General features: G+C 73.5%; 19 protein-coding genes and 1 pseudogene. 12 read left to right on the top strand and 8 right to left on the bottom strand.

The window, feature by feature from the left end; translation table 11 throughout:
* Positions 1-139 precede the first annotated feature (139 nt).
* From JD77_RS06795 to JD77_RS33430, 4 genes and pseudogenes are all read left to right on the top strand, one after another.
* Positions 140-1,450, top strand: a complete 1,311-nt coding sequence (locus JD77_RS06795; RefSeq protein ID WP_145773528.1) for a M16 family metallopeptidase — start codon at positions 140-142, stop codon at positions 1,448-1,450.
* Positions 1,447-2,793 carry a M16 family metallopeptidase gene (locus tag JD77_RS06790; RefSeq protein ID WP_145773527.1) on the top strand — a complete coding sequence of 449 codons (1,347 nt, stop codon included), beginning with the start codon at positions 1,447-1,449 and terminating at the stop codon, positions 2,791-2,793. The genes JD77_RS06795 and JD77_RS06790 overlap by 4 nt, the downstream gene beginning before the upstream one ends.
* Positions 2,790-3,110: pseudogene (locus tag JD77_RS33435) on the top strand (NAD(+) diphosphatase); the annotation flags it as partial. The gene JD77_RS06790 and the pseudogene JD77_RS33435, both read left to right, overlap by 4 nt.
* Positions 3,111-3,229: 119 nt before the next feature.
* Entirely contained in the window at positions 3,230-3,748 is a 519-nt protein-coding gene (locus JD77_RS33430) for an NUDIX domain-containing protein (protein ID WP_342799637.1), read from the top strand.
* 337 nt (positions 3,749-4,085) lie between these two features.
* Here JD77_RS33430 and JD77_RS06780 read toward each other — a convergent pair whose 3' ends face one another.
* The 4 genes from JD77_RS06780 to JD77_RS06765 form a co-directional block, all read right to left on the bottom strand.
* The gene (locus JD77_RS06780; RefSeq protein WP_145773526.1) at positions 4,086-4,352 is read right to left on the bottom strand and encodes a hypothetical protein; all 267 of its coding nucleotides are present in this window, start codon (positions 4,350-4,352) and stop codon (positions 4,086-4,088) included.
* 220 nt (positions 4,353-4,572) lie between these two features.
* On the bottom strand, positions 4,573-4,812 hold the full coding sequence (locus JD77_RS06775) for a DUF397 domain-containing protein (RefSeq protein ID WP_145773525.1): 240 nt from the start codon (positions 4,810-4,812) through the stop codon (positions 4,573-4,575).
* A 76-nt stretch (positions 4,813-4,888) separates the two neighbouring features.
* Entirely contained in the window at positions 4,889-5,866 is a 978-nt protein-coding gene (locus tag JD77_RS06770) for a helix-turn-helix domain-containing protein (protein ID WP_145773524.1), read from the bottom strand.
* Positions 5,867-6,174: 308 nt separating this feature from the next.
* A complete protein-coding gene (locus tag JD77_RS06765) occupies positions 6,175-6,417 on the bottom strand; it encodes a mycoredoxin (protein WP_145773523.1) in 243 nt (80 codons plus the stop codon).
* Positions 6,418-6,505: 88 nt separating this feature from the next.
* Between JD77_RS06765 and JD77_RS06760 the strand changes: the two genes are divergently transcribed.
* From JD77_RS06760 to JD77_RS06750, 3 genes are all read left to right on the top strand, one after another.
* Complete coding sequence (locus JD77_RS06760) at positions 6,506-8,671, top strand: ATP-dependent DNA helicase UvrD2 (RefSeq protein ID WP_145773522.1); 2,166 nt, start codon at positions 6,506-6,508, stop codon at positions 8,669-8,671.
* Between the two features lie 122 nt (positions 8,672-8,793).
* Complete coding sequence (locus JD77_RS06755; protein ID WP_145773521.1) at positions 8,794-9,045, top strand: hypothetical protein; 252 nt, start codon at positions 8,794-8,796, stop codon at positions 9,043-9,045.
* Positions 9,046-9,175: 130 nt separating this feature from the next.
* On the top strand, positions 9,176-9,541 hold the full coding sequence (locus JD77_RS06750; RefSeq protein ID WP_145773520.1) for a WhiB family transcriptional regulator: 366 nt from the start codon (positions 9,176-9,178) through the stop codon (positions 9,539-9,541).
* Positions 9,542-9,854: 313 nt separating this feature from the next.
* Here JD77_RS06750 and JD77_RS06745 read toward each other — a convergent pair whose 3' ends face one another.
* The 3 genes from JD77_RS06745 to JD77_RS06735 all read right to left on the bottom strand — a co-directional run bounded on the left by JD77_RS06745 (position 9,855) and on the right by JD77_RS06735 (position 12,690).
* A complete protein-coding gene (locus tag JD77_RS06745) occupies positions 9,855-11,183 on the bottom strand; it encodes an ABC1 kinase family protein (RefSeq protein WP_145773519.1) in 1,329 nt (442 codons plus the stop codon).
* Between the two features lie 78 nt (positions 11,184-11,261).
* Positions 11,262-12,314, bottom strand: a complete 1,053-nt coding sequence (locus tag JD77_RS06740) for a hypothetical protein (RefSeq protein WP_145773518.1) — start codon at positions 12,312-12,314, stop codon at positions 11,262-11,264.
* Between the two features lie 208 nt (positions 12,315-12,522).
* Positions 12,523-12,690, bottom strand: a complete 168-nt coding sequence (locus JD77_RS06735; RefSeq protein WP_165945332.1) for a DUF5679 domain-containing protein — start codon at positions 12,688-12,690, stop codon at positions 12,523-12,525.
* Positions 12,691-13,192: 502 nt separating this feature from the next.
* Here JD77_RS06735 and JD77_RS06730 point away from each other — a divergent pair.
* The 3 genes from JD77_RS06730 (at position 13,193) to tnpC (ending at position 16,139) form a co-directional block, all read left to right on the top strand.
* A complete protein-coding gene (locus JD77_RS06730) occupies positions 13,193-13,723 on the top strand; it encodes a M48 metallopeptidase family protein (protein ID WP_145773516.1) in 531 nt (176 codons plus the stop codon).
* Positions 13,724-13,921: 198 nt separating this feature from the next.
* Entirely contained in the window at positions 13,922-14,521 is a 600-nt protein-coding gene (locus tag JD77_RS06725) for a hypothetical protein (RefSeq protein ID WP_145773515.1), read from the top strand.
* 187 nt (positions 14,522-14,708) lie between these two features.
* Positions 14,709-16,139: an IS66 family transposase gene (tnpC, locus tag JD77_RS06720; RefSeq protein WP_145773514.1), complete on the top strand. Its 1,431-nt coding sequence runs from the start codon at positions 14,709-14,711 to the stop codon at positions 16,137-16,139.
* Between the two features lie 141 nt (positions 16,140-16,280).
* On the opposite strand, the gene JD77_RS06715 is transcribed toward tnpC, so the two are convergent.
* Positions 16,281-17,501: a zinc-dependent metalloprotease gene (locus JD77_RS06715; RefSeq protein ID WP_170286629.1), complete on the bottom strand. Its 1,221-nt coding sequence runs from the start codon at positions 17,499-17,501 to the stop codon at positions 16,281-16,283.
* A 182-nt stretch (positions 17,502-17,683) separates the two neighbouring features.
* Between JD77_RS06715 and JD77_RS06710 the strand changes: the two genes are divergently transcribed.
* Together JD77_RS06710 and JD77_RS06705 are read left to right on the top strand one after the other, a co-directional pair.
* A complete protein-coding gene (locus JD77_RS06710; RefSeq protein WP_145773512.1) occupies positions 17,684-18,697 on the top strand; it encodes a YlbL family protein in 1,014 nt (337 codons plus the stop codon).
* 111 nt (positions 18,698-18,808) lie between these two features.
* Positions 18,809-21,784 carry a UPF0182 family membrane protein gene (locus JD77_RS06705; protein ID WP_211372503.1) on the top strand — a complete coding sequence of 992 codons (2,976 nt, stop codon included), beginning with the start codon at positions 18,809-18,811 and terminating at the stop codon, positions 21,782-21,784.
* Positions 21,785-21,798: the final 14 nt, after the last annotated feature.

The raw sequence follows: 21,798 nt of genomic DNA, 5'->3' as shown, positions 1-21,798 counted from the left end.
CATGCCGGGACGCGGGCTCCCGATTATTCCGGGTTTTCCTACCTTTTTGATAGGTGTATCCGGCCCCTCGGCGGGTGCCGCCGCCGCAGCCTGCGACAGGTCCCCGGTGCCGGCGGTGCCGACGCGCTACTGTCGTTCCGTGGCGGCGCGGAGATCGAGAATTCCAGCGACGAAGTACCCCGTCGAGCGGTTCACCCTCGACAACGGCCTGCGGGTCGTGCTCACCCCCGACCGCAGCGCCCCGGTGATCGGGGTCGCCGTGGTCTACGACGTCGGCATCCGCTCCGAGCCGGAGGGCCGCACCGGCTTCGCCCACCTCTTCGAGCACCTGATGTTCCAGGGCTCGGAAAACCTGGAGAAGCTGGCCCACTTCCGGCACGTGCAGGGGGCCGGCGGCACGTTCAACGGCTCCACCCACCACGACTACACCGACTACTTCGAGACCCTGCCGGCGAACGCGCTGGAGCGGGCGCTGTTCCTGGAGGCCGACCGGATGCGCGGCCCCCGGCTGACCGAGGAGAACCTGCGCAACCAGGTCGACGTGGTCAAGGAGGAGATCCGGGTCAACGTGCTGAACCGGCCGTACGGCGGGTTTCCCTGGCTGACCCTGCCGCCGGTCATGTTCGACACCTTCCCGAACGCGCACGACGGCTACGGCTCCTTCGACGACCTGGAGTCGGCCACCGTCGCCGACGCCGCGGACTTCTTCCGCCGCTACTACGCCAGCGGCAACGCCGTCCTCGCCGTCAGTGGGGACATCGACGTGGCCGAGGCGACCGAGCTGATCGGGCGGCACTTCGGTGACGTGCCCGCCCGGCCCGCGCCAGAGCGGCCCGACTTCGGCGAGCCGGACCTGACCGCCGAGCGCCGTCAGGCGTACACCGACGCGCTGGCCCCGCTGCCCGCGGTGGCCTCGGCCTGGCGGGTGCCCGACCCGATCACCGACTTCGCCGGCTACCTGCCGTACGTGGTGCTCGCCGAGGTGCTCACCGACGGTGACGCGTCCCGGCTGGTCGAGCGGCTGGTCCGGCGGGACCGCTCGGTGACCAGCCTCGGCGGGTACGTCGGCTTCATGGGCGACCCGTTCGACGTGCGCGATCCGACCGCGCTGCTGCTCCAGGCGCACCTGCCGCCGGGCGGCGACGTGGACAAGGTGCTGCGCACGATCGACGAGGAGTTGGACCGGCTCGTCACCGACGGCCTGGCCGCCGGCGAACTGGCGCGCACCCAGGCCAGGATGGCCACCCACCTGCTGCGCGACACCGACGCGGTGCTCGGCCGGGCGCTGCGGATGGCCGTGCTGGAGCAGCAACGCGGCGAGCCGGGCCTGCTCAACGACCTGCCCCGGCTCGTCGGGGAGGTCACCGAGGAGCGGGTACGCGCCGCCGCCGCCACCCTGCGGCCCGAGCGCCGCGCGTCCATCGAGGTCATCGCCGGAGGGGCCAAATGACGGCAACCGCCCCGCCCTCGCCGCGGCCGCTGCCGCCGCTCGGGCCGAACCGCAGGCTGAAGCTGCCGAAGCAGGCCGAGCGGACCCTCGCCAACGGGCTCACGGTCATCGCGGTGCGCCGCCCGGCGATCCCCCTGGTCGAGCTGCGGCTGTGGATGCCGGCGGGCCGGACCAACCTGGCCCGGGGCGCGATGCTCGCGCAGACCATGCTCTCGGGCACGGAGACCATGACCAGCGTGCAGATCGCCGCCGAGTTGCAGGCGGTCGGCGGCGGGCTCTCCGCCGGCATCGACCCGGACCGGCTGATGCTCTCCGGCGCCGGCCTGGTCACCGGCCTGGACCGGATGCTGGAGATCCTGGCCGAGGTGCTGACCGGGGCCACGTACCCGGGCAAGGAGGTGGGCACCGAGCGGGACAGGCTGGTCGACCGGATCCAGGTGGCGCAGAGCCAGCCGGCGCACCTCGCCCGCACCGCCCTGCTCAGGCGGGTCTACGGCCGGCACCCGTACGCGGTGCAGACGCCCGAGCCGGATCACGTCCGCGCGGTGCGGCCGGCGGCGCTGCGCCGGCTGCACGCCGAGCGGGTACACCCGGCCGAGGCCGTGCTGGTGCTGGTCGGCGACGTGCAGCCGGAGCGGGCGCTGGACGCCGCCGAGAAGGCCCTCGCCGCCTGGAACGGGGGCGGTCACAGCGGCGAGCTGCCGCCCGCCCCGCCGCTGGAGCCGGGCCCGCTGCTGCTGGTCGACCGGCCCGGCTCGGTGCAGTCGTCGCTGCGGATCGCGCTGCCGGCGGTGCCCCGCACCCACCCCGACCACGCGGCGCTGCAACTGGCCAACCTGGTCTTCGGCGGCTACTTCTCGTCCCGCTGGGTGGAGAACATCCGCGAGGACAAGGGGTACACCTACGGGCCCCACTCGCTGATCGAGCACTCGGTGGCCGGGTCGGTGCTGGTCGCCGCCGCCGAGGTGGCCACCGAGGTCACCGCGCCGGCGCTGCTGGAGACGACGTACGAGCTGGGCCGGCTCGCGTCGCTGCCGCCGAAGCCGGACGAGCTGGAGCAGGCCCGGCAGTACGCCCTCGGCACCCTCCAGCTCGGCATGTCCACCCAGGCCGGGCTGGCGTCGCTGGTCAGCGCGTACGCCGGCAACGGGCTGCGCCTGGACTTCCTCGCCGAGTACGCCGCCCGGCTGGCGAAGATCAGCGTCGACGAGGTGGCCGAGGTGGCGCAGCGCTACCTCGCCCCGGCGCGGGCCGTCACCGTGATCCTGGGCGATGCCGAGCGGGTCGGGCCCGCCCTGTCCGCCCTCACCCCGGTGCGCACCGAGCCGGACGGGGCGGAATGAGCGGGGAGACCACCCCGCCGCTGGCCCGGTCGACCCTGGACCGGGCGGCCCACCGGCGTACCGACCCGGGCTGGCTGGCCGAGGCCTGGCAGCGGGCCCGGGTGCTGGTGCTCGACTCGGCCAGTGAGGGCCGGGCCCTCGTCCGGGCCGGCGCCCGGCCGGAGTTGGTGCTGGTCGGCCCCGGCGACCTGCCCGAGGAGCCCCGCTCGGTGCCGATGTTCCTCGGCGTCGAGGCCGGCGACGTGCCGGTCTTCGCGGTGGACGCCCCGCTGCCGGAGCTGCCGGGCACCCGGGCGGTGAGCCTGCGCGACGTCGGCCACCTGCTGCCCGACCGGGATGCCGGGATCTTCACCAGCGCGCTGGCGCTGGGCAACTGGCACGGCGGGCACGCGTACTCCCCGGTCACCGGCGAGCCCACCCGGATGGACGAGGGTGGATGGTCGCGGGTGGCCCCGGGCGGGCACCGGATGTGGCCGCGGACCGACCCGGCGATGATCGTGCTCGTGCACGACGGGGTGGCCGGCGCGGACGGTCGATGCCTGCTCGGCAACAACGCCGCCTGGCCGAGCGACCCGGGCCGGCGCCGCTACTCCTGCCTGGCCGGCTACGTCGAGCCGGGGAGTCGGCGGAGGCCGCCGTGCTCCGCGAGGTCCGCGAGGAGGTCGGCGTGCCGGTCGAGCGGCTCGTCTACGCCGGCAGCCAGTCCTGGCCCTTCCCGGGCTCGCTGATGCTCGGCTTCCTCGCCGAGGCAGACCCGGAGCACCCGGTACGCGTCGACCCGACGGAGATCGCGCACGCCCGGTGGTTCACCCGCCGCGAGATCGGCACGGCGCTGGCGGGGCGGGCGGTGGACGTCGGGGCGGGCGACGCGTTGGTCCTGCCGCCGCCGTCCTCGATCGCCCTCTTCCTGGTGCACCGCTGGCTGGACGGCTGGATGGAGCCCTGGGCGCACTGAGCGCGCAGGCCGGGTGAGCGGCCGGCCCGGAGGGCTGAGCCGGCCGGGCGAGCGGTCGGGGCGGTGGCCGGCCCCCTCCGGTGGCGGCCCCGGCCGGGCCCCCCGGGGACGCGGGCCCCGGCCGGCCCTCCGGGGGACGCGGCCCCGGCCCGGAACCGCCGTTGCCGCGACGGTCCCGGGCCGGGAACACGGGCCGTCCTGACCGGATGTGGCGAACTGCGCGGCGGGGGAGCCGGTCCGGGCAGGACGGACGTTCTTCTGAAGGATCAGTCGCCGGTGGGCTTCCGGCGCGGTGGCTGGGATCGTGCCGGTGGGCCTTCCGGCGGCGTCGGTCGGGTCAGCCGGTGGTCGTGTCCGGGCCGTCCTCGGTGGGGTCGTGCAGCGGGAGCACCTTGACCCGCTGCCGGCCGCGGCGGACGGCGCCCACCGTGGCCAGCGCGCGGGCCAGGATCAGGGCGGCCTCCCGGTCCTCGGCGTGGACGACCTGGCGGCGCGGCTCCGGCGCGGTCGTCTCGTCCCGCAGCCGGCCGCCGCCGGCCCAGGCTGCCGCGAGGTCGACGTCGGCGGCGGCGCGGATGTCGGTACGAACGATCAGGAACCGCATGGGTGTCTCCGGATGCGATCGTGGCGGACGGGTACTCAGTGGAAGTTCCACGTCACTCTTTCGACATGTTACGCCCCGTGGTCGCCCCAGCAAGTGAACCGCGACGATCGATTCGCAGGCACGCCTGATCGGATGATGCCTGGTCATCGGTGTCGCGATCCGGACACGCGACGGGGCCGCCGGCGATCGCCGACGGCCCCCCCCCGTGCCGGGTCAGGGATCAGCTCAGGTCGAACTGCCCAGCCTTCGTGCCGGCGATGAAGCCCCGCCAGCCGGCGCGGTCGAACAGCAGCACCGGGCCGCCGCGGTCCTTGCTGTCGCGCAGGGCGACCGCGGCGGGGCCGTCGCGCAGCGGGGACACCTCCACGCAGTTGGAGGTCTGGCTGTGGGTGCTCGTCCGCCACGGAGCGTCGGCGAGTTGCCGGGCGAGGACGGACGGCATGTTGCGGATCTCGTTCATGGTCTGCTCCTGACTGGAACTCTTCCGATGGACGAGTGGCGCCGTACGCCCGCCGGGCGGGTGTCCCGGGGTCGGATCACCGATCCGTCAGGCGTCCGGAGGGCCGGCGGCGCTGGACAGGAGCCGTTGCCGGCCCGTGGACCACCGTGGACGGGCCTGCCGCCCCGGGCAGCCGCCCCGTCGCCTCGATGAGCCAGGAGAGGGTGTCCGATGCGGAGAGCGCCGCCGAGCATAGCCACTCGAACACCACTTTATAGCTATTTAGGGCGTTTGCCTCGGTTGACATGGCGTTGGTGAAGCCGCCCTCGATGGCCAACGTCTCCGGGTCGAGGGGGTCGGCGAACCGGTAGAGCGAGAACGCCGTCGGCGGGAGGTACCACTCGCCGATCGGGGTGTCCCACGGCAGCAGGTGCAGGGTGACGTTCGGCAGCATGGCCAGCTCGCACAGTTGCACCAACTGCTCCCGGAGCACCTCCGGCGGGCCGGCCCGCCGGCCCAGCGCCGCCTCCTCCAGCACGGCCGTGTAGCGCGGCGCGTCGGGGTGGGTCAGCAGCGACTGGCGGGCCAGCCGGGCGGCCACCTCGGTCTCCGGGGCCTCGCCGGGCTCCGCGTCGCCCGCGCCGGACTCCACCAGGTGGGCGGAGACGATCCGCAGCCGGGCGTACCCCGGGGTCTGCAACAGGCCGGGGACCAGGACCGGGTTGTACTCCCGGATCTCCGCGCAACCCGCCTCCAGTTCGGCGAAGCTGCGCTGCTGCTGGGTCATCACCGGGTAACGCCTCAGCCAGCCGCGCATGTCCCCGGCGTCCCGGGTGATGCCGAGCAGCTCCGCGCGCAGCTCCGCGGGGGCGCCGTACAGGTCGAGCAGGGTGGCCACGTCGTCCGGGTCGGGTCGGCTGCGGCCGTTCTCCAGCCGCGACAGTTTGGATGCGGAGGCCCAGCCGATCCGCTCGATGACCTGTTCCCCGGTGAGACCGGCGGTCTCGCGCAGTCGGCGCAGCTCGGTGCCCAACCTGCGGCGACGCAGGATCGGGCTCGGTCCGGTAGGAGGCACGGTGTCCTCTTCTCCGTCGACCGTCGCCAAACGCGACGGTAACTGTATGAAATTCGCCCCCCGCGGTCAGTATGGACGTTGCGGCCGACGCCGGAAGCCCCGGCGGGGGTGTGTCTCGGAGAAAAGAGGAGCCGTGCCGCGCCGTGACCTGCCCCGACGCGCGCCGCCCAGCCCCGCCCCACCCCGTCCCGCACTCTCCCTGCGGATACACGGAAAAGAGTGGCCATCCCGGGCGGAATGGCCACTCTTTGTGTGTGAAACCGCACGTGCGCGGCGACAGGGCGCGCGCCCGGAACGAGGCGCGGGGGTCAGCTCGTGAGGGTCGCGAGGTGCTGCTTGACCTGGGTGATGGACGGGTTCGTCAGGGCGCTCCCGTCGGCGAAGCGCAGCGTCGGGACGGTCTGGTTGCCGCCGTTGACGCTCATCACGAACTCCGCCGCCTTCGAGTCCTGCTCGATGTCGACCACCTCGTACGCGATGCCCTCCCGGTCGAGCTGCGACTTGAGCCGGTGGCAGTAGCCGCACCACGGCGTGGAATACATCGTCAACATGGTCTGGTCCTCCAAGATCCGTACGGCCCGGCCAGTCAGGCCAGGCTAACCGCTGCAACATCGGCCGGAGCTGAGATGATTCCACGCTGTGGGGGTTCACTCAGCGGCGGAGCGGGTGCTCGCCGGGCTCGACCCGGAGCAGCGCTCCGCGGTGACCGCCCCGGCCGGCCCGGTGTGCATCCTGGCCGGCGCCGGCACCGGCAAGACCCGGGCCGTCACCTCGCGGATCGCCCACCGGGCGCTCACCGGCCAGGTGTCCCCCGGGCACGTGCTCGCGGTGACGTTCACCGCCCGGGCCGCCGCCGAGATGCGCAGCCGGCTCACCGTGCTCGGGGTGACCGGGGTGCAGGCACGCACGTTTCACGCCGCCGCGCTGCGCCAGGTGCGCTACTTCGCCCCGCGCCTGCTCCAGGGGCGGGCCATGCCGGAGCTGCTGGACAGCAAGGTCCGCCTGGTCACCCTGGCCGCCGCCCGCGCCGGGCTGCGGACCGACCGGGCCGCCGCACGGGACCTGGCCGGCGAGATCGAGTGGGCCAAGTCGTCCCTGGTCGAGCCGGGGGAGTACGTCGTCGCGGCGGCCAAGGCGCTGCGCGAGACCCCGCACGAGCCGGCGAAGGTGGCCGAGGTCTTCGTGGCGTACGAGCGGCTCAAGCGGGCCAACGGAGTGATCGACTTCGAGGACATGCTGCGCGCGGCGGTGTGGGGCATCGAGGAGCACCCGGACGTCGCCGAGCAGGTCAGGGCCCAGTACCGGCACTTCGTGGTCGACGAGTACCAGGACGTCAACCCGCTCCAGCAGCGGCTGCTGGAGGCGTGGCTGGGCGGCCGGGACGACCTGACCGTCGTCGGCGACGCCAGCCAGACCATCTACTCGTTCACCGGCGCCACCTCGGCGTACCTGATCGACTTCCCCCGCCGGCACCGGAACGCGACGGTGGTCCGGCTGGTTCGCGACTACCGGTCCACGCCGCAGGTGGTCGGGCTGGCCAACGCGGTGATCTCCCAGGCCCGGGGCACCGAGGCGCGGCTGCGGCTGGAGCTGCGCGGCCAGCGCCCGCCCGGCCCGGAGCCCGAGCTGCGGATCTTCACCGACGAGCCGGCCGAGGCCGCCGCCGTGGCGGCCCGCTGCCGGGCCCTGGTCGCAGGCGGCACCCCGGCCCGGGAGATCGCCGTGCTGTTCCGCACCAACGCGCAGTCCGAGGCGTACGAGAAGGCGCTCACCGAGGCCGAGGTGCCGTACGTGGTGCAGGGGGCCGAGCGGTTCTTCGAGCGGGTCGAGGTGCGCCAGGCGATGGTGGCGCTGCGGGCCGCGACCCGCGCCATCCCCGGGGAGACGCCGCTGCGGGACGCCGTGGTTGAGGGACTGTCGGCGGTCGGCTGGGCGCCGGACGCCGCCCCGGCCGGCGGCGCGGCCCGGGAACGCTGGGAGGCTCTGGCAGCCCTGGTCCAGCTCGCCGAGGAGTACGCGGCGACGCCGCCGGTGCTGCCGATCGGCGAGGCCGCCGCGGTGGAGCGCCCGGTGACGCTGGCCGACTTCAACGAGGAACTGGCCCGGCGGGCCGCCGCGCAGCACGTGCCGACGGTCGAGGGGGTGACCCTGGCGTCCCTGCACTCCGCGAAGGGCCTGGAGTGGGACGCCGTGTTCCTCGTCGGCCTCTCCGAGGGGACTCTGCCCACCTCGTACGCGCGCACGCCCGACCAGGTCGAGGAGGAGCGCCGGCTGCTCTACGTCGGGATCACCCGGGCCCGGGAGTGGCTCTGGCTGTCGTACGCGGTGGCCCGCTCTCCGGGCGGGCGCGCCCGGCGGCCCTCCCGGTTCCTGCCCCAGCTCGACCGCTCCGGCGGCGGGACGGAGCGGGCCGGCGCGGCGGCGGTCGCCCGGCGCGCGGAGCGCCGCCGCCCGCAGGTCGTCTCCTGCCGGATCTGCGGCGCCACCCTGCTCGCCGGCCCGGACCGCAAGCTCGGCCGCTGCCCCACCTGCCCGTCCGACATCGACCAGGACCTGTACGAGCGGCTGCGCGAGTGGCGGGCCCGGGTGGCCGGCGCGCAGAAGGTCCCGGCGTACGTGGTCTTCACCGACGCCACCATCACCGCGCTGGCGGAACGGCGGCCGGCCCGCCCCGAGGAGCTGATCGCGATCGCCGGGATCGGGCCCCGCAAGCTCGGCCTGTACGGCGAGCCGGTGCTCGCCCTCGTGGGGGGCGCGACGGTCGACGACGTCTGCCCGGAGAAAACTTTCGAAATCGAGCCGTAAATTCGTTTGCCCTCGCCCCCGGGCGAGGAATAGCCTCAGGACACACCTCGCGAGCGGCGTCATTCGCGCTGCTCACGGGGGCGGCCCAGTCGACTTCGAGGAACGTGAGGGGGGTGGCACCGATGGAGATCTTCACCTATGAGCGTCCGGCGGCGCTGCCTGCCGTCTGCGCTCCGCTGTCGGCTGTCCGGGTGGCCCTTGTCGCTCGACCGTCGGTTCCGCAGGTGCACCAGGTCCAGGCTCAGGCCGAGCTGATCCTCGCGACCGCGCCAACCGGAATCGAGGGGACCAGTGGCTTCACGGGCATGGGCATCGGCGGCGCCAACAAGCGCACGGATGTCCGCGGCGTTCCACCTCGAGGTAGACCGGTCTGATCACCAGACCACCGGCTCACCTCGAGGCCGCGGAACCCGTAACCGGGATCCGCGGCCTCAGTTTTTGTCCCGCCGAAGTACGTCGGAAATCCGATCCACGAGATCGAAGTGAGAGAGAGGTGACCGGGAGATGAGTCTGGCGTTGGCCCCCCTCGACGTGACTGTCGAGCTGGAGGCGAACCTGCCCTGCCGGAAGTTCGACCCCGACCTGTGGTTCTCCGACTCGCCCACCGAGCTCGAGCTGGCCAAGTCGCTCTGCGGGGACTGTCCGCTGCGCGTCGAGTGCCTCGCGGGCGCGGTCGAGCGGGCCGAGCCCTGGGGCGTCTGGGGCGGCGAAATCTTCGAGCGTGGCGCGGTCGTTCCGCGCAAGCGGCCCCGTGGCCGCCCGCGCAAGGAGGACGTCGCGCGTGACGCCGCGCTGAAGGTCGAGGCCGAGGCGCGCCTGGCGGCCAGTGGGCTGTCCCAGAAGCGCAACGCGGTCCGGCTGGCTGCCTGACAAGACCCCGATCCGCACGATCCCGCCGGTGCCACACCGGCCGCGAGAAAGCTGAGAACGATGCACCTGCCCAATGGAGCCGTCGAGATGCAACTACTCAACGAAGCGTTGTCCCGGGCCCGAATGCCCCGGCCTCAGGCCGGCACCACCACGAGCACTGAGGCAACCCGATCCGCCCGTACCGTAGCCGCGAGCGGCCGCAACCGAGCCGCCCGCGACCTGGGCGCCCTGTAACCGATCACGACACGCGCGAGGGGCGCGCCGGCCGACCGGCCGGCGCGCCCCTCGTCGTTCCCGGAGATCGCCGGGTCGGTCAGCCCACCGGGGCGAACCCCGGCAGCCAGCGCTCCAGGATCGCGCGGTACGGCGCCTTGGCGTTCAGCTGGCAGAGCACCCCGATCGAGCCGAGCGTCACCCGGTGGATCAGCAGGTACGACGGGGGCAGGTTGAGCTGCCGGCCCAACTGGTACGCCGGCGAGCGTGGGCTGGCCAGCCTCGCCGCCTCACTCCGCAGCCAGGACCGGGTGAACCGGAACTCCTCGGTGGCAACCGGGTCGAGCATCGGCCGGACGTAGTCCAGCACGGCCTGCGCGTCGATCGGCTCCGTCCCGCTGACGAAGCCCTCCTCCCGCAGCCCCGCCACGACCGCGTCCGCCTCGCCGCGCAGCGCCATCCCGGCCAGCCGGCCGATCGGCTCGGGCGTGCCCTCGGGCATTCGCGCCACCGCGCCGAAGTCGATCACGCCGAGCCGCCCGTCGGGCAGCAGCCGGAAGTTGCCCGGGTGCGGGTCGGCGTGCAGCAGGCCGGCGCGCATGGGCGCCGACAGGTGCAGGATCGCCATCAGCCGGCCGGCCTCGTCGCGCTGCTCCTCGGCGCCCTCGCGGATGATGTCGGCCAGCGGAATCCCCTCGACCCACTCGGTGACCAGCACCCGGGGGGTCGCCGCGAGCACCGCCGGGACGAAGATCTCCGGGTCGTCCGCGTACGCCGCGCCGAAGGCGCGCTGCGACTCGGCCTCCAGCTCGTAGTCCAGCTCCTCGGTGATCCGTTCCCGCAGCTCGGCCAGGAGCGGCTTGACGTCCAGCCCGGGCTGGAACGCCCGGAACATGCCGCCGAGCCGGGAGAGCTGCTTCAGGTCGGCGAGCAGGGCGTCGCCCGCGCCCGGGTACTGGATCTTGACCGCCGCGTCGCGTGGGATGCCCTCCGGGTCCCGCCACACCGCCCGGTGCACCTGTCCGATGCTGGCCGCGGCGGCCGGTTTGTCGTCGAAGGTGACGAAGAAGCCCCGCCAGTCCGGGCCGAGCTGCTCGGCGAGCACCTTGTGCACGGTGGCGGCGGGCAGCGGCGGGGCGGCCTCCTGGAGCTTGGTGAGGGCCTGCCGGTAGGGGGCCGCGACCTCCTCCGGCAGGGCCGCCTCGAAGACCGACAGCGCCTGGCCGAACTTCATCGCCCCGCCCTTGAGCTGGCCCAGCACGCTGAACAGCTGCTCGGCCGTGCGCTGCTGGATCTCGGCGGAGATCACGTCGGAGGCGAGCCCGGTGACGCGCTTACCCATGCCGAGGACGGTCCGACCGGCGAAGCCGAGCGGCAGAGCGGCGAGCTTGGCGGTCCGGGAGACGGCCCGGCGCGGGATGTCGGTCACCCGGCCATTGTTACCGACTCGGGGCCCCGCGGCTGCTCGGCGGCCTGGCTGGGCCCGCCGGACGCGCGATCGGGGCCGTCACGGACGCCGGCCCGCGCAGCGGCAGGACGGGTGGGGCGGCCAGGCGCGTCGGCGCAGCCGCCCCGGGCCGGTGACGTCCACCGCGCAGCCCAGCGTCTCCGGCGCGCCGCCGTCGAGGTGGGCCAGGGCCTCCGCGGTGGCGTACGCGACCGCGGCGAGCAGGGTGGCCGTGCCGCACGGCTGGTCCCCGGTGTCGGTCGCGAGCTGGGCGGCGAGCGTGGGCCAGTCCGGGTCCCGATCCGCGCGGTGCAGGTCCACGCAGTTCAGGCAGGGGCCGGCCGGCGGGCGCACCAGCGGGCCGACCACCGGTACCCCCTCCCGCAGCCCCAGGAGCAGGTGCGGCTGGCGGCGCCGGGCGAACCCGGCCGCGAGCAGCGCCGCCGGACGGTCGACGCCCAGCTGGACCACCAGGTCGGGGCGGGCCCGTCGCAGCGGGTGGGTGGCGGCGCCGGGGGCGGCCCGGTGCACCGCGGCGCGGACCGCCGGGGCCAGCGGGTGACCCAGGTCGGCGGCGGCCAGGCCCGTGCCGACCAGGTCCGCCGGGCGCACCGGCCCGGACAGGTCCGGGTCGACGTGGCCGAGCCCGGCCTGGGCGAGCGCGACGGCGACCGGCGCGCCGAGCCGGCCGCCGCCGGTGACCAGCACGCGGGCGGCGCGGCGCCGCCGCAGCACCTGGGCGGGCGTGCCGGGCAGGGCGGGCGCGGCCAGGGCGAGCGCCCGGGCCTCCGCGGTGAGCCGGCTCCGCGCCGGGCCGGCCAGGTCGCGGGGGAGCAGGGTGTGCGCGGGTACGACCAGCCCGGCGCCGCGCAGCGCGTCGAGCAGCCCGCGTGCCTCGTCGGGAGGTACGTCGACCCCGGCGGCGTGCGCCAGGACGACGCGCTCGCTGCGGGTGCCGTCCAGCAGGTCGAGCACCCGCACCGCGCGGGGATGGGCCACCTCGACGAGGACGGCGCGGCCCGGTGCCAGCCCGAGCTGGAGGGTGTGCCGGTTCCGCCAGAGGCGGGTCAGGCCGGGAAGCAGAGTCGGGCGGGGCAGCGCGGCAGGGCTCATGACGACGAATCGTGACCGTACCCATGCTGTCCGTCGATCGTTGTCCACAGGTGCGCACCGCCCTGTCCAGGGCCGTCCACAGGAAATGCCGGGTTATCCACAACCGGCCGGTAACCGTGTCGGGTAGCCGACACCCGGCCCGGACACTCGCGGGGCGACGGCGCCACGGGGAGGGCGGCCGTCGCCGCCCTCCCCGGACCGGTACGGATCAGACCTTCGCCTTGCCCAGGATGCGGTTCACTGTTGTGCCGCACACCGGACACTTGCCCTTGGCCATGTTCATCCCGGTCTTCGAGACCTCGATGCGGCCCTCGAAGTCCCGCTTCTCCTTGCACTTGACGCAGTAACCGTTGTAGGTCTGGGCCTGGTCGGCCACGGTGCCCTCCTCGTGTCTTCCGCCGGTCAATCCGGTACCGGCGGGGTCGCCCGGCGGCGGGCCACGCGGGCGCCGGCGCTGGGTCTTCTCCGCGGCCACCCTCGTGACCGCTGGTCCGCGGACCCTACCCAGGTGTGGGGGGTTCCATGTCAGCTGTGCTTCGCCACTGTGAGCAAGTCGACGTCGAGAGTGTGCATGCCGAATTAGGTCGGATAAGTCAGTTTGGCGGGGACACGCCGGGTGAACCCTTACAGATGCCCCGTGGAGCGGCCCCCGGAGCGCGGCCGGCGACGTGATCACCTACGGTGGTGTGGGTGCGGACCACCGCCGCGCGGGGGGCGCGGAGCCCCCATGGTGACGGTCCGCAAGGATTTTTTTCGGGACTCCTGGTCACCAACCATGACTTTCTGGGCGCGTGTCGTGCTGTTGACTCTTGCGGACCCCTGGTCAGTACCCATTAGCTTTCCCTCGTGGCAGCATTCCGAGGCCGCGCGGTCCGCTGATGGCAGGCGCGCGGAAGCCGGTTGTCGAAGTACGGCGCAGCCAGCGCCGGCGACGCACGGTGTCCGCCTACCGCGACGGCGAACGGGTCGTGGTCCTCATTCCCGACCAGTTCTCCCGGGCCGAGGAGAGCGAGTGGGTCGACCGGATGCTGGCCCGGCTGGAGGCGCGGGAGGGGCGGCTCGCCCGCTCCGACGAGGAACTGCTGGGCCGGGCCACCCGGCTGATCGCCCTCTACCTGCCCGACCACGCCGCCGCGGCCGTGCCGGTCAGCGTCCGCTGGGTGACCAACCAGAACGGCCGCTGGGGCTCCTGCACCCCCGCTGACCGCACGATCCGGATCTCGCACCGGCTCCAGGACATGCCGGAATGGGTGATCGACTACGTCCTGCTCCACGAGCTGGCCCACCTCATCGTGCCCAGCCACAACGCCCGGTTCTGGGCGCTGGTCGGGCGGTACCCGAAGGCCGAGCGGGCCCGGGGCTACCTGGAGGGGGTCGCCGCCGCCTCCGCCGGTCCCCTCGGCGACTGACCCGCCCCGCCCTCTCCCGCCCTCTCCCGCGCTCTGCCATGTCGGCGACATAGGCGGGTCGGGCTCTCCTGGACCCCGCCATGTCGGCGACATGGGCGGGTCCGGCCCGCGCGGGACAGGTCCGCGCGGGACAGGTCCGCGTCGGCGGCATGGCCGCCACCTGTCGCGGCGGTCCGGGCGACGGCCTAGGGTCGGGGCGTGGCCCGACGTGTGGTGGTGGCGTTGCTCGGACCGGTGGCCTGGGCGCCGCCGGGCGTCGACCCGGGACGGTGGCGGGCGGCCCTCGCCGAGGACGTGGTGGACCTGCTCGCCACGCTCCAGGAGGTGGAGACCGCGGTCGCGGTGACCCCGGCCGACCGGGCGCTCGCGGAGGCCGTCGTCTGGCCCGGCACGCCCGTGCACGAGGTGCCCGTCCCGACGGCCACCGCGGTCCTGGCCGGGCTGACCGGGTACGACCAGGCGGCCGTCGTCGCCGCCGACGCCCCCGATCTGCCCGGGCTGACCGTCGGCAAGCTGCTCCGCCCGCTGACCACCCGGCCGGTGGCGGTCGCCCCGGCCGAGGGCGCCGGTCCCGGCCTGCTCGGCGTCGCGTCCCGGCTGCCCGTACCGGACTGGCTGCCCGAGATCGACCTGGACGCCGCGTTCCCGGCCGACCTGCGCCGGGCCGCCCCGCACCCCGGCGACGTCGCGGTCACCGCCGCCTGGCGGCGGGTACGCGGCCCGGCCGACCTGGCCACCCTCGACCCGGCAATCGAGGGCTGGGACGCCACCCGCGCCCTCCTCTCCGGCCACCCCTGACGCCCTGCCCCGCCTGCCCGCGCTCGCGCCCGCCTGCCCGCGCTCGCGCCCGCCTGCCCGCGCTCGCGCCCGCCTGCCCGCGCTCGCGCCCGCTCGCGCCAAGATCCGCGCAACTTCGGTGGTAACTGTTCAGGTGGCGGGGTGAAGGGCTTGATCGTCTGCGGGGTTTCGGGCAGGGTGTCCGGTTGTGGAGGTTGCTGGCCGGCCGAGCTATGACGAGCTTGCGGCGTTGGTGGTGCAGCAGCAGCGGCAGATCGAGTTGTTGCAGGCGCGGGTGGCTGAGCTTGAGCGGCGGTTGGGGCTGAACTCGCGGAATTCGTCGAAGCCGCCGTCGTCGGATGGTCTCGCGAAGCCGCCACCGCGTTCGTCTCGGCGGTCGTCTGGGGCCGGGCCGGGCAAGCAGCCGGGTGCGCCGGGTGCGGCGTTGTCGCTGGTGGACGATCCGGACGAGGTGGTGGAGCATCGTCCGGCCGGCTGTGGTGGCTGTGGGGCGGCTCTTGCTGCCGCCGAGATGGTCGGGCAGGTACGCCGGCAGGTGTTCGAGTTGCCGCAGATCCGGCTGCGGGTGCTCGAGCATCGTCTGGTGTCGTGCCGGTGCGCCGGGTGTGGACAGGTCACCACCGCGGCCGCGCCGGCGCAGGTGGCCGCGCCGGTGCAGTACGGCACGTCGGTCGCGGCGGTGGCGGTGTATCTGCTGGTCGCCCATCACATCCCGGTGGCGCGGACGGCGCGGATCCTGGCCGACCTGCTCGGCGCGCCGGTGTCCACCGGCTGGGTCGCCGGCCTGCCCGAACGCACGGCGACAGTCCTGACCGGGTTCGCCGAGCGCCTCGACACGGCGGTCAAGGCCGCGCCGGTGGTGCACCTGGACGAGACCGGGCTGCGGGTCACCGGCCGTAACCGGTGGCTGCACGTGGCCTGCACCCCGCTGCTGACCGTCTACCACCTCGACGACAAACGAGGCGCGACCGCGCTCGACGCGATGGGCGTGCTGCCCGCACTACGCGCGCCGCAGGTCGCCGTTCACGACGGCTGGATGCCCTACTTCACACCCGCCTACGCCAGCGTCGACCACGCCCTGTGCAACGCCCACCACCTGCGTGAACTGGACGGCTGGGCCGAACGGGACCCGACCCGCTACGCCTTCGCCGCCGACCTCGCCGCGCTGCTGCGCGAAGGTCACCGGCTCGTCGGCCAGGCCGTCACCGCCGGCGCCGACCGGCTCGACCAGCAGACCCTCGACGACCTGCTCCAGCGCTGGCAGGCCGCGGTCGACGCCGGCTACCAGGCCAACCCGCCCCCGGCGACCAAACCCACAGGCCTCGGCGCCAACCTCATCCCCGCCCTGCTCAACCGCATGCGCGGCTTCACCCGCGAGATCTGGCGCTTCGCCCACGACTTCACCGTGCCGTTCGACAACAACCAAGCCGAACGCGACATCCGCATGACCAAGATCCAAATCAAGATCTCCGGCGGCTGGCGCACCACCCAAGGCGCCCGCGCCTGGCTACGCCTGCGCTCCTACATCTCCACCGCCGGCAAACACGGCATCCCGGCCATCACCGCCCTCCGCGACGCCCTCACCGGCAGCCCCTGGCTCCCCGCCCTACCTGAATAGTTACCTTCGGTGAAGTAGTTGTGTCGGGCGGCGCTGAGGGAGCTATTTCCCTGAAGTTGACGCCTGAGCAACCTTGTGGCAGCCCGAGGACGGCGACGGCCGCCGTCGCGCGGGGCGACGGCGGCCGTGTGGCGGGGGGTCTCAGGACTCCTCGGTGTCGCCCTCCCGGCGGGGGGAGCCGGGGGCCTGCTCCTCCGGGGCACCTGGCGCGCTGAAGTCGAAGTTGGCCAGCTCGTCGTCCAGGTCGGCCCGGGCTGCCGTGGCGAACGCCACCGGGTCGGCGAAGTCGTCGTCGGACGGCAGCAGGTCGGGGTGACCCCAGACGGCGTCCCGACCGGCGATGCCCCGGTGCTCCGTCAGCGCCGCCCACAGCGCGGCGGCCTCCCGCAGCCGGCGCGGACGCAGCTCCAGCCCGACCAGGGCCGCGAAGGTCTGTTCGGCCGGCCCGCCGGCGGCCCGCCGGCGGCGGAACGCCTCCGCGAGGCGCACCACGTTCGGCAGCCGCTCCCCGACGGCGCTGTCCACCACGTGGCAGACCCAGCCCTCGACCAGCGCGAGGACGGTCTCCAGCCGGGCCAGCGACGCCTTCTGCGCGGGGGTGTCCTCGGGGGTGAAGATGCCCTCCAGCGCGATTGCCTGCATCGACTCCGGGTCGGTCGGGTCGAGCCGGCCCATCGCCTCCTCGATCGCCTCCCGGTTGACCCGGATGCCCGAGGCGTACGTCTCGACGGCGGTGAGGACGTGCCCGCGCAGCCACGGTACGTGCTCGAAGAGCCGCTGGTGGGCCGCCTCGCGCAGGGCGACGTAGAGGCGTACCTCATCCTCGGGCAGCTCCAGGCCCTCGCCGTACGCCCTGATGTTGGCCGGGACCAGCGCGGCCGTGCCGGCCGGGCCGAGCGGGAGCCCGATGTCGCCGGCGGAGAGCACCTCCGCGGCGAGCGAGCCGAGGGCCTGCCCGAGCTGCCCGCCGAAGAGCGCGCCGCCGAGCGTGGCGACCATCGACTGCATCGGGCCGAGCTGGGCCCGGGCCTCCGGCGGCACGAGATCACCCATCGCGCCGACCATCCGGGCGGCCACCGGATCGCAGAGCTTGCGCCAGACGTCGAGGGTCTTGTAGATCCACTCGTTGCGGTTCCACGCCGACGCGGTGCGGATGCCAGTCGGCCAGGAGGTGGCGGGCTCCAGCCACAGGTCGGCCAGGCGCAGCGCCTCCGTCACGGCGGTGCGCTCGGACGGCGAGACCGCCGGGTCGCCCGCGGCGGCCAGCTGGCTGGCGGCCACCTGCCGGGCCAGGTCCCAGTTGACCGGCCCGCTGCCCGGCGCGGAGAGCAGGTGCTGCAACTGCGACATGAACTGCTGCATCTGCGCGGGATCGTTGGGGTCGGGCGGTTGCCCACCCGGGAGCTGGAAGCCGAACGGAATATCAGGCACGGCGTCTACGGTACGCGGGCGGCGCCCCAGGTCGTCGCCACCGGCGTTGCGCTGAGGGCGAAGTCGCGGTCAGGGCCCCGATCCCCGTACGGCCGGTCGGTACGCTCTGCGCCATGAGACGTCGCGGCCTGACCGTCCTGTTGGGTGCCCTGCTGACCGCCCTGCTCAGCTACGGCGTGCTCAGCGTCCCCATCCCGTACGTGGTGCTCGGCCCCGGGCTCACGGTGAACACGCTGGGCACCTCGGACGGCAAGGAGGTCATCCAGGTGAGCGGGCGGGCGACGTCGACCTCGGCCGGCCAGCTCCGGATGACCACGGTCGGGGTGCAGCCCACCGTGCGGCTGCGCTCCGCGCTGGCCGGCTGGTTCTCTCCGGACGAGGCGGTCGTGCCGCGCGAGCTGGTCTACCCGCCGGGGGAGAGCCGCCAGCAGGTGGACCAGCGCAACGAGGAGGACTTCCGCGCCTCGCAGACCAGCGCCGAGACGGCGGCGCTGCGCAAGCTGGGATACCCGGTGCAGGTGCTGGTGAAGACCGTCGCGGCGGACGGCCCGTCGGCCGCGGTGCTCAAGCCCGGCGACGTCGTCACCTCCGTCGACGGCCAGCAGGTCACCAGCGCCGGCCGGCTCACCGAGCTGATCCGCGCCCGGCCGGCCGGCAGCACGCTGACCGTCGGCTACACCCGCGCCGGCGCCGCCGCCACGGCCCAGGTCACCAGCCGGGAGCAGGACGGCCGGCCGCGGATCGGGATCGAGATCGACCAGCAGCAGCCCCACCCGTTCACCGTCACCATCGACCTGAACGACATCGGCGGCCCCAGCGCCGGCCTGATGTTCGCCCTGGGGATCGTGGACAAGCTGGAACCGGCGGACCTGACCGGTGGGAAGATCATCGCCGGCACCGGCACGATCGACGACGAGGGTCGGGTCGGCCCGATCGGCGGGATCGCCCAGAAGCTGGTCGGTGCGAAGGACGCCGGGGCGAAGGTGTTCCTGGTGCCGGAGGGCAACTGCGCCGAGGCCGTCCGCAACCCGCAGCCCGACCTCCCGCTGCTCAAGGTGGGCTCCCTCGACGAGGCGCTGAAGGCCCTGGAGACGCTGCGCGCGGGGGGCGAGCCCACCCGCTGCTGACCGTCGCGGGCGCCGCCCGGCGTGACCGTGGGCGACGCGTTCAGGAACACCCCGTACTCTGGGTGCCTGGTCGGAGCCGATCACATCGAGCGTGCGGAGCCAACAGTGGTCATGCGTAGCAGCCCCCTGCCGAGGATGAGCCGACGCGGACGCGTCACGATCGGCGTCTTGGTGGGGGTGTTCGTGCTGTTCACCCTCCTCGGCTGGGGCGTGCAGGCGTGGACGGACTGGCTCTGGTTCGACGAGGTGCGCTACACCCAGGTCTTCACCGGGGTGCTGGCCACCCGGCTGCTGCTCTTCCTCGTGGTCGGCCTGGGCCTGGCGCTGGTCGTCGGCGGCAACCTCTGGCTCGCCCACCGGCTGCGCCCCCGGATGCGCCCGCACTCGCTGGAGCAGGCCACCCTGGAGCGGTACCGGATGGTGCTGGAGCCGCGGCTCGGCCTGTGGATCAGCCTGGCCGCGCTGGTGGTCGGGATCTTCGCCGGGCTCTCCGCGCAGAGCCGGTGGGGCCAGTGGCTGCTGTTCCGCAACGGCGGGGACTTCGGCGTGAAGGACCCGGAGTTCGGCGTCGACGTCGGGTTCTACGTCTTCCAACTGCCGTTCTGGCGCTACGTGCTCGGCGTCGGCTTCACCGCGGTCGTGCTCGCCCTGCTGGGCGCGCTGGCCGTGCACTACGTCTTCGGCGGCGTGCGGCTGCAGGGCGTGGGGGACCGGATGACCGGCGCCGCGCGCGCCCACCTGAGCACGCTGGTCGCGGTCTTCGTCCTGCTCAAGGCGGTCGCGTACGTGCTGGACCGGCGGGCGATGCTGCTGGAGTACAACGAGGGCGCGAAGCTCTACGGCGCCGGGTACGCGGACGTGAACGCGCTGCTGCCGGCCAAGGAGATCCTCGCCTACATCTCCGTCGTGGTGGCCATCGCGATCATCGTCTTCTCCAACGCGGTGATGCGGAACCTGGTCTGGCCGGGCATCTCGCTGGCCCTGCTCGGCGTCTCCGCCGTCGCCATCGGCGGCATCTACCCGTGGGCGGTGCAGACGTTCGAGGTCAAGCCGAGCGCCAAGGACAAGGAGGCGCCGTACATCCAGCGCAGCATCGAGGCCACCAGGGCCGCGTTCGGGCTCGCCGACACGAAGAACCAGGCGTACGCGGCGAACAACTTCGTCCCGCCGGCGAGCCTGGCCACGGACACGTCCGTGGTGCCGAACGTGCGGCTGCTCGACCCGCAGCTGGTCTCCGAGACGTACACCCAGCTCCAGCAGGTGCGCGGCTTCTACGACTTCGGGCCGAAGCTGGACATCGACCGGTACTCGGTGGGCGGCAAGACCTCCGACTACGTGGTCGGCGTCCGGGAGATCAACTACACCGAGCTGACCGACCAGCAGAACACCTGGATCAACCGGCACACCGTCTACACCCACGGCTACGGCCTGGTGGCCGCGCCGGCCAACCAGGTCTGCAGCGGCCAGCCGTACTTCGTCTCCGGCTTCCTCGGCGGCGAGAAGTCCCAGGAGGCGTGCTCCTCGACGAGCGAGCAGATCCCGGCCACCCAGCCGCGGATCTACTACGGCGAGCGGATGGGTGCCGGCGACTACGCGATCGTCGGGCAGTCCGACCCGAAGCGCAACGCCGAGTTCGACCGGCCCAGCCAGACCGGCGGCGAGCAGTACTACACCTACACCGGCGAGGGCGGCGTCGAGATCGGCTCGTTCACCCGCCGGCTGCTCTACGCCATCAAGGAGCAGGAGTCGAACTTCCTGCTCTCCGAGGCGGTCAACGAGAACTCGAAGCTGCTGTACGTGCGCAACCCGCGGGACCGGGTGGAGAAGGTCGCGCCGTTCCTCACCCTCGACGGTGACCCGTATCCGGCGGTGGTCGGCGGCCGGGTGCAGTGGATCGTCGACGGCTACACCACGGCCGCGACCTACCCGTACGCGGAGCGGATCAACCTCCAGGCCGAGACCACCGACGAGCTGACCAACCGGGGCACCTTCCAGCTGGCCCGGGAGAACGTCAACTACATACGCAACTCGGTGAAGGCGACGGTCGACGCGTACGACGGCACGGTGCGGCTCTACCAGTTCGACGACACCGACCCGGTGCTGAAGGCATGGAACAAGGCGTTCGGCGGTGACCTGATCCTGCCGAAGAACGACATCCCGGCGGAGCTGCGCGAGCACTTCCGCTACCCGGCCGACATGTTCAAGGTGCAGCGCAACCTGCTGACCAAGTTCCACGTGACCGACCCGGGCGACTTCTACTCGGCACAGGACTTCTGGCAGGTGCCGAACGTGCCGGACGCGCCGGACAGCGGCCAGAAGCAGCCGCCGTACTACCTGTGGACGCAGTTCCCCGGGCAGGACGCGCCGCGGTTCCAGCTCACCTCCGCGGTCACCCCGAACGGCCGGCAGAACCTTGCCGCGCTGATCTCCGGGTCGTACGTCGACGGGCAGCCGAGGCTGGAGGTGCTGGAGCTGCCGGACCAGACCCGGGTTGCCGGGCCGGTGCAGGTGCACCAGCAGATGACCAACAATGCCAGCATCCGGCAGCAGCTGAACCTGCTCTCGTCGAACCAGGCCCAGGTGCAGTACGGCAACCTGCTGTCGTTGCCGTTCGGCGACGGCATGCTCTACGTCGAGCCGGTCTTCGTCAAGAGCAACCTCCAGGACGCGTTCCTGCCGCTGCTGCAGAAGGTGCTGGTTTCCTACGGCGACGGGTCGTACGTTGCGATGGCCGACACCCTGGCCGACGGCATCAAGCAGCTCGTCGAGCAGGGCAAGCAGGCCACCCAGGGCAATCCGCCCCCGGCCGAGGGCACCCCGCCGCCGCCCAACGGCGGGAACAATTCGCCAGCGCTGACCGGCGAGCTGGCCGCGGCGGCGGGCCAGGTGCAGACGGCGATCGACGAGGTCAAGGCGGCGCAGGCATCCGGCGACTTCGAGCGGTACGGCCGGGCGCTCAAGGCGCTGGACGAGGCGATGACCGCGTTCCAGCAGGCGCAGAAGGCCGCCACCCCGGCGTCGCCGGCCGCGTCGGCGCCGCCGAGCGGCAGTCCCTCGCCGACGCCCTCGACGGCGCCGGGCGGCTGAGCGGCCGGCCGCGT

Source organism: Micromonospora olivasterospora, from assembly GCF_007830265.1.
In the GTDB taxonomy this organism is placed as follows: domain Bacteria; phylum Actinomycetota; class Actinomycetes; order Mycobacteriales; family Micromonosporaceae; genus Micromonospora; species Micromonospora olivasterospora.
The sequence above is the reverse complement of the archived record's forward strand: the minus strand, read 5'-3'. Positions and strand labels throughout refer to the sequence as shown.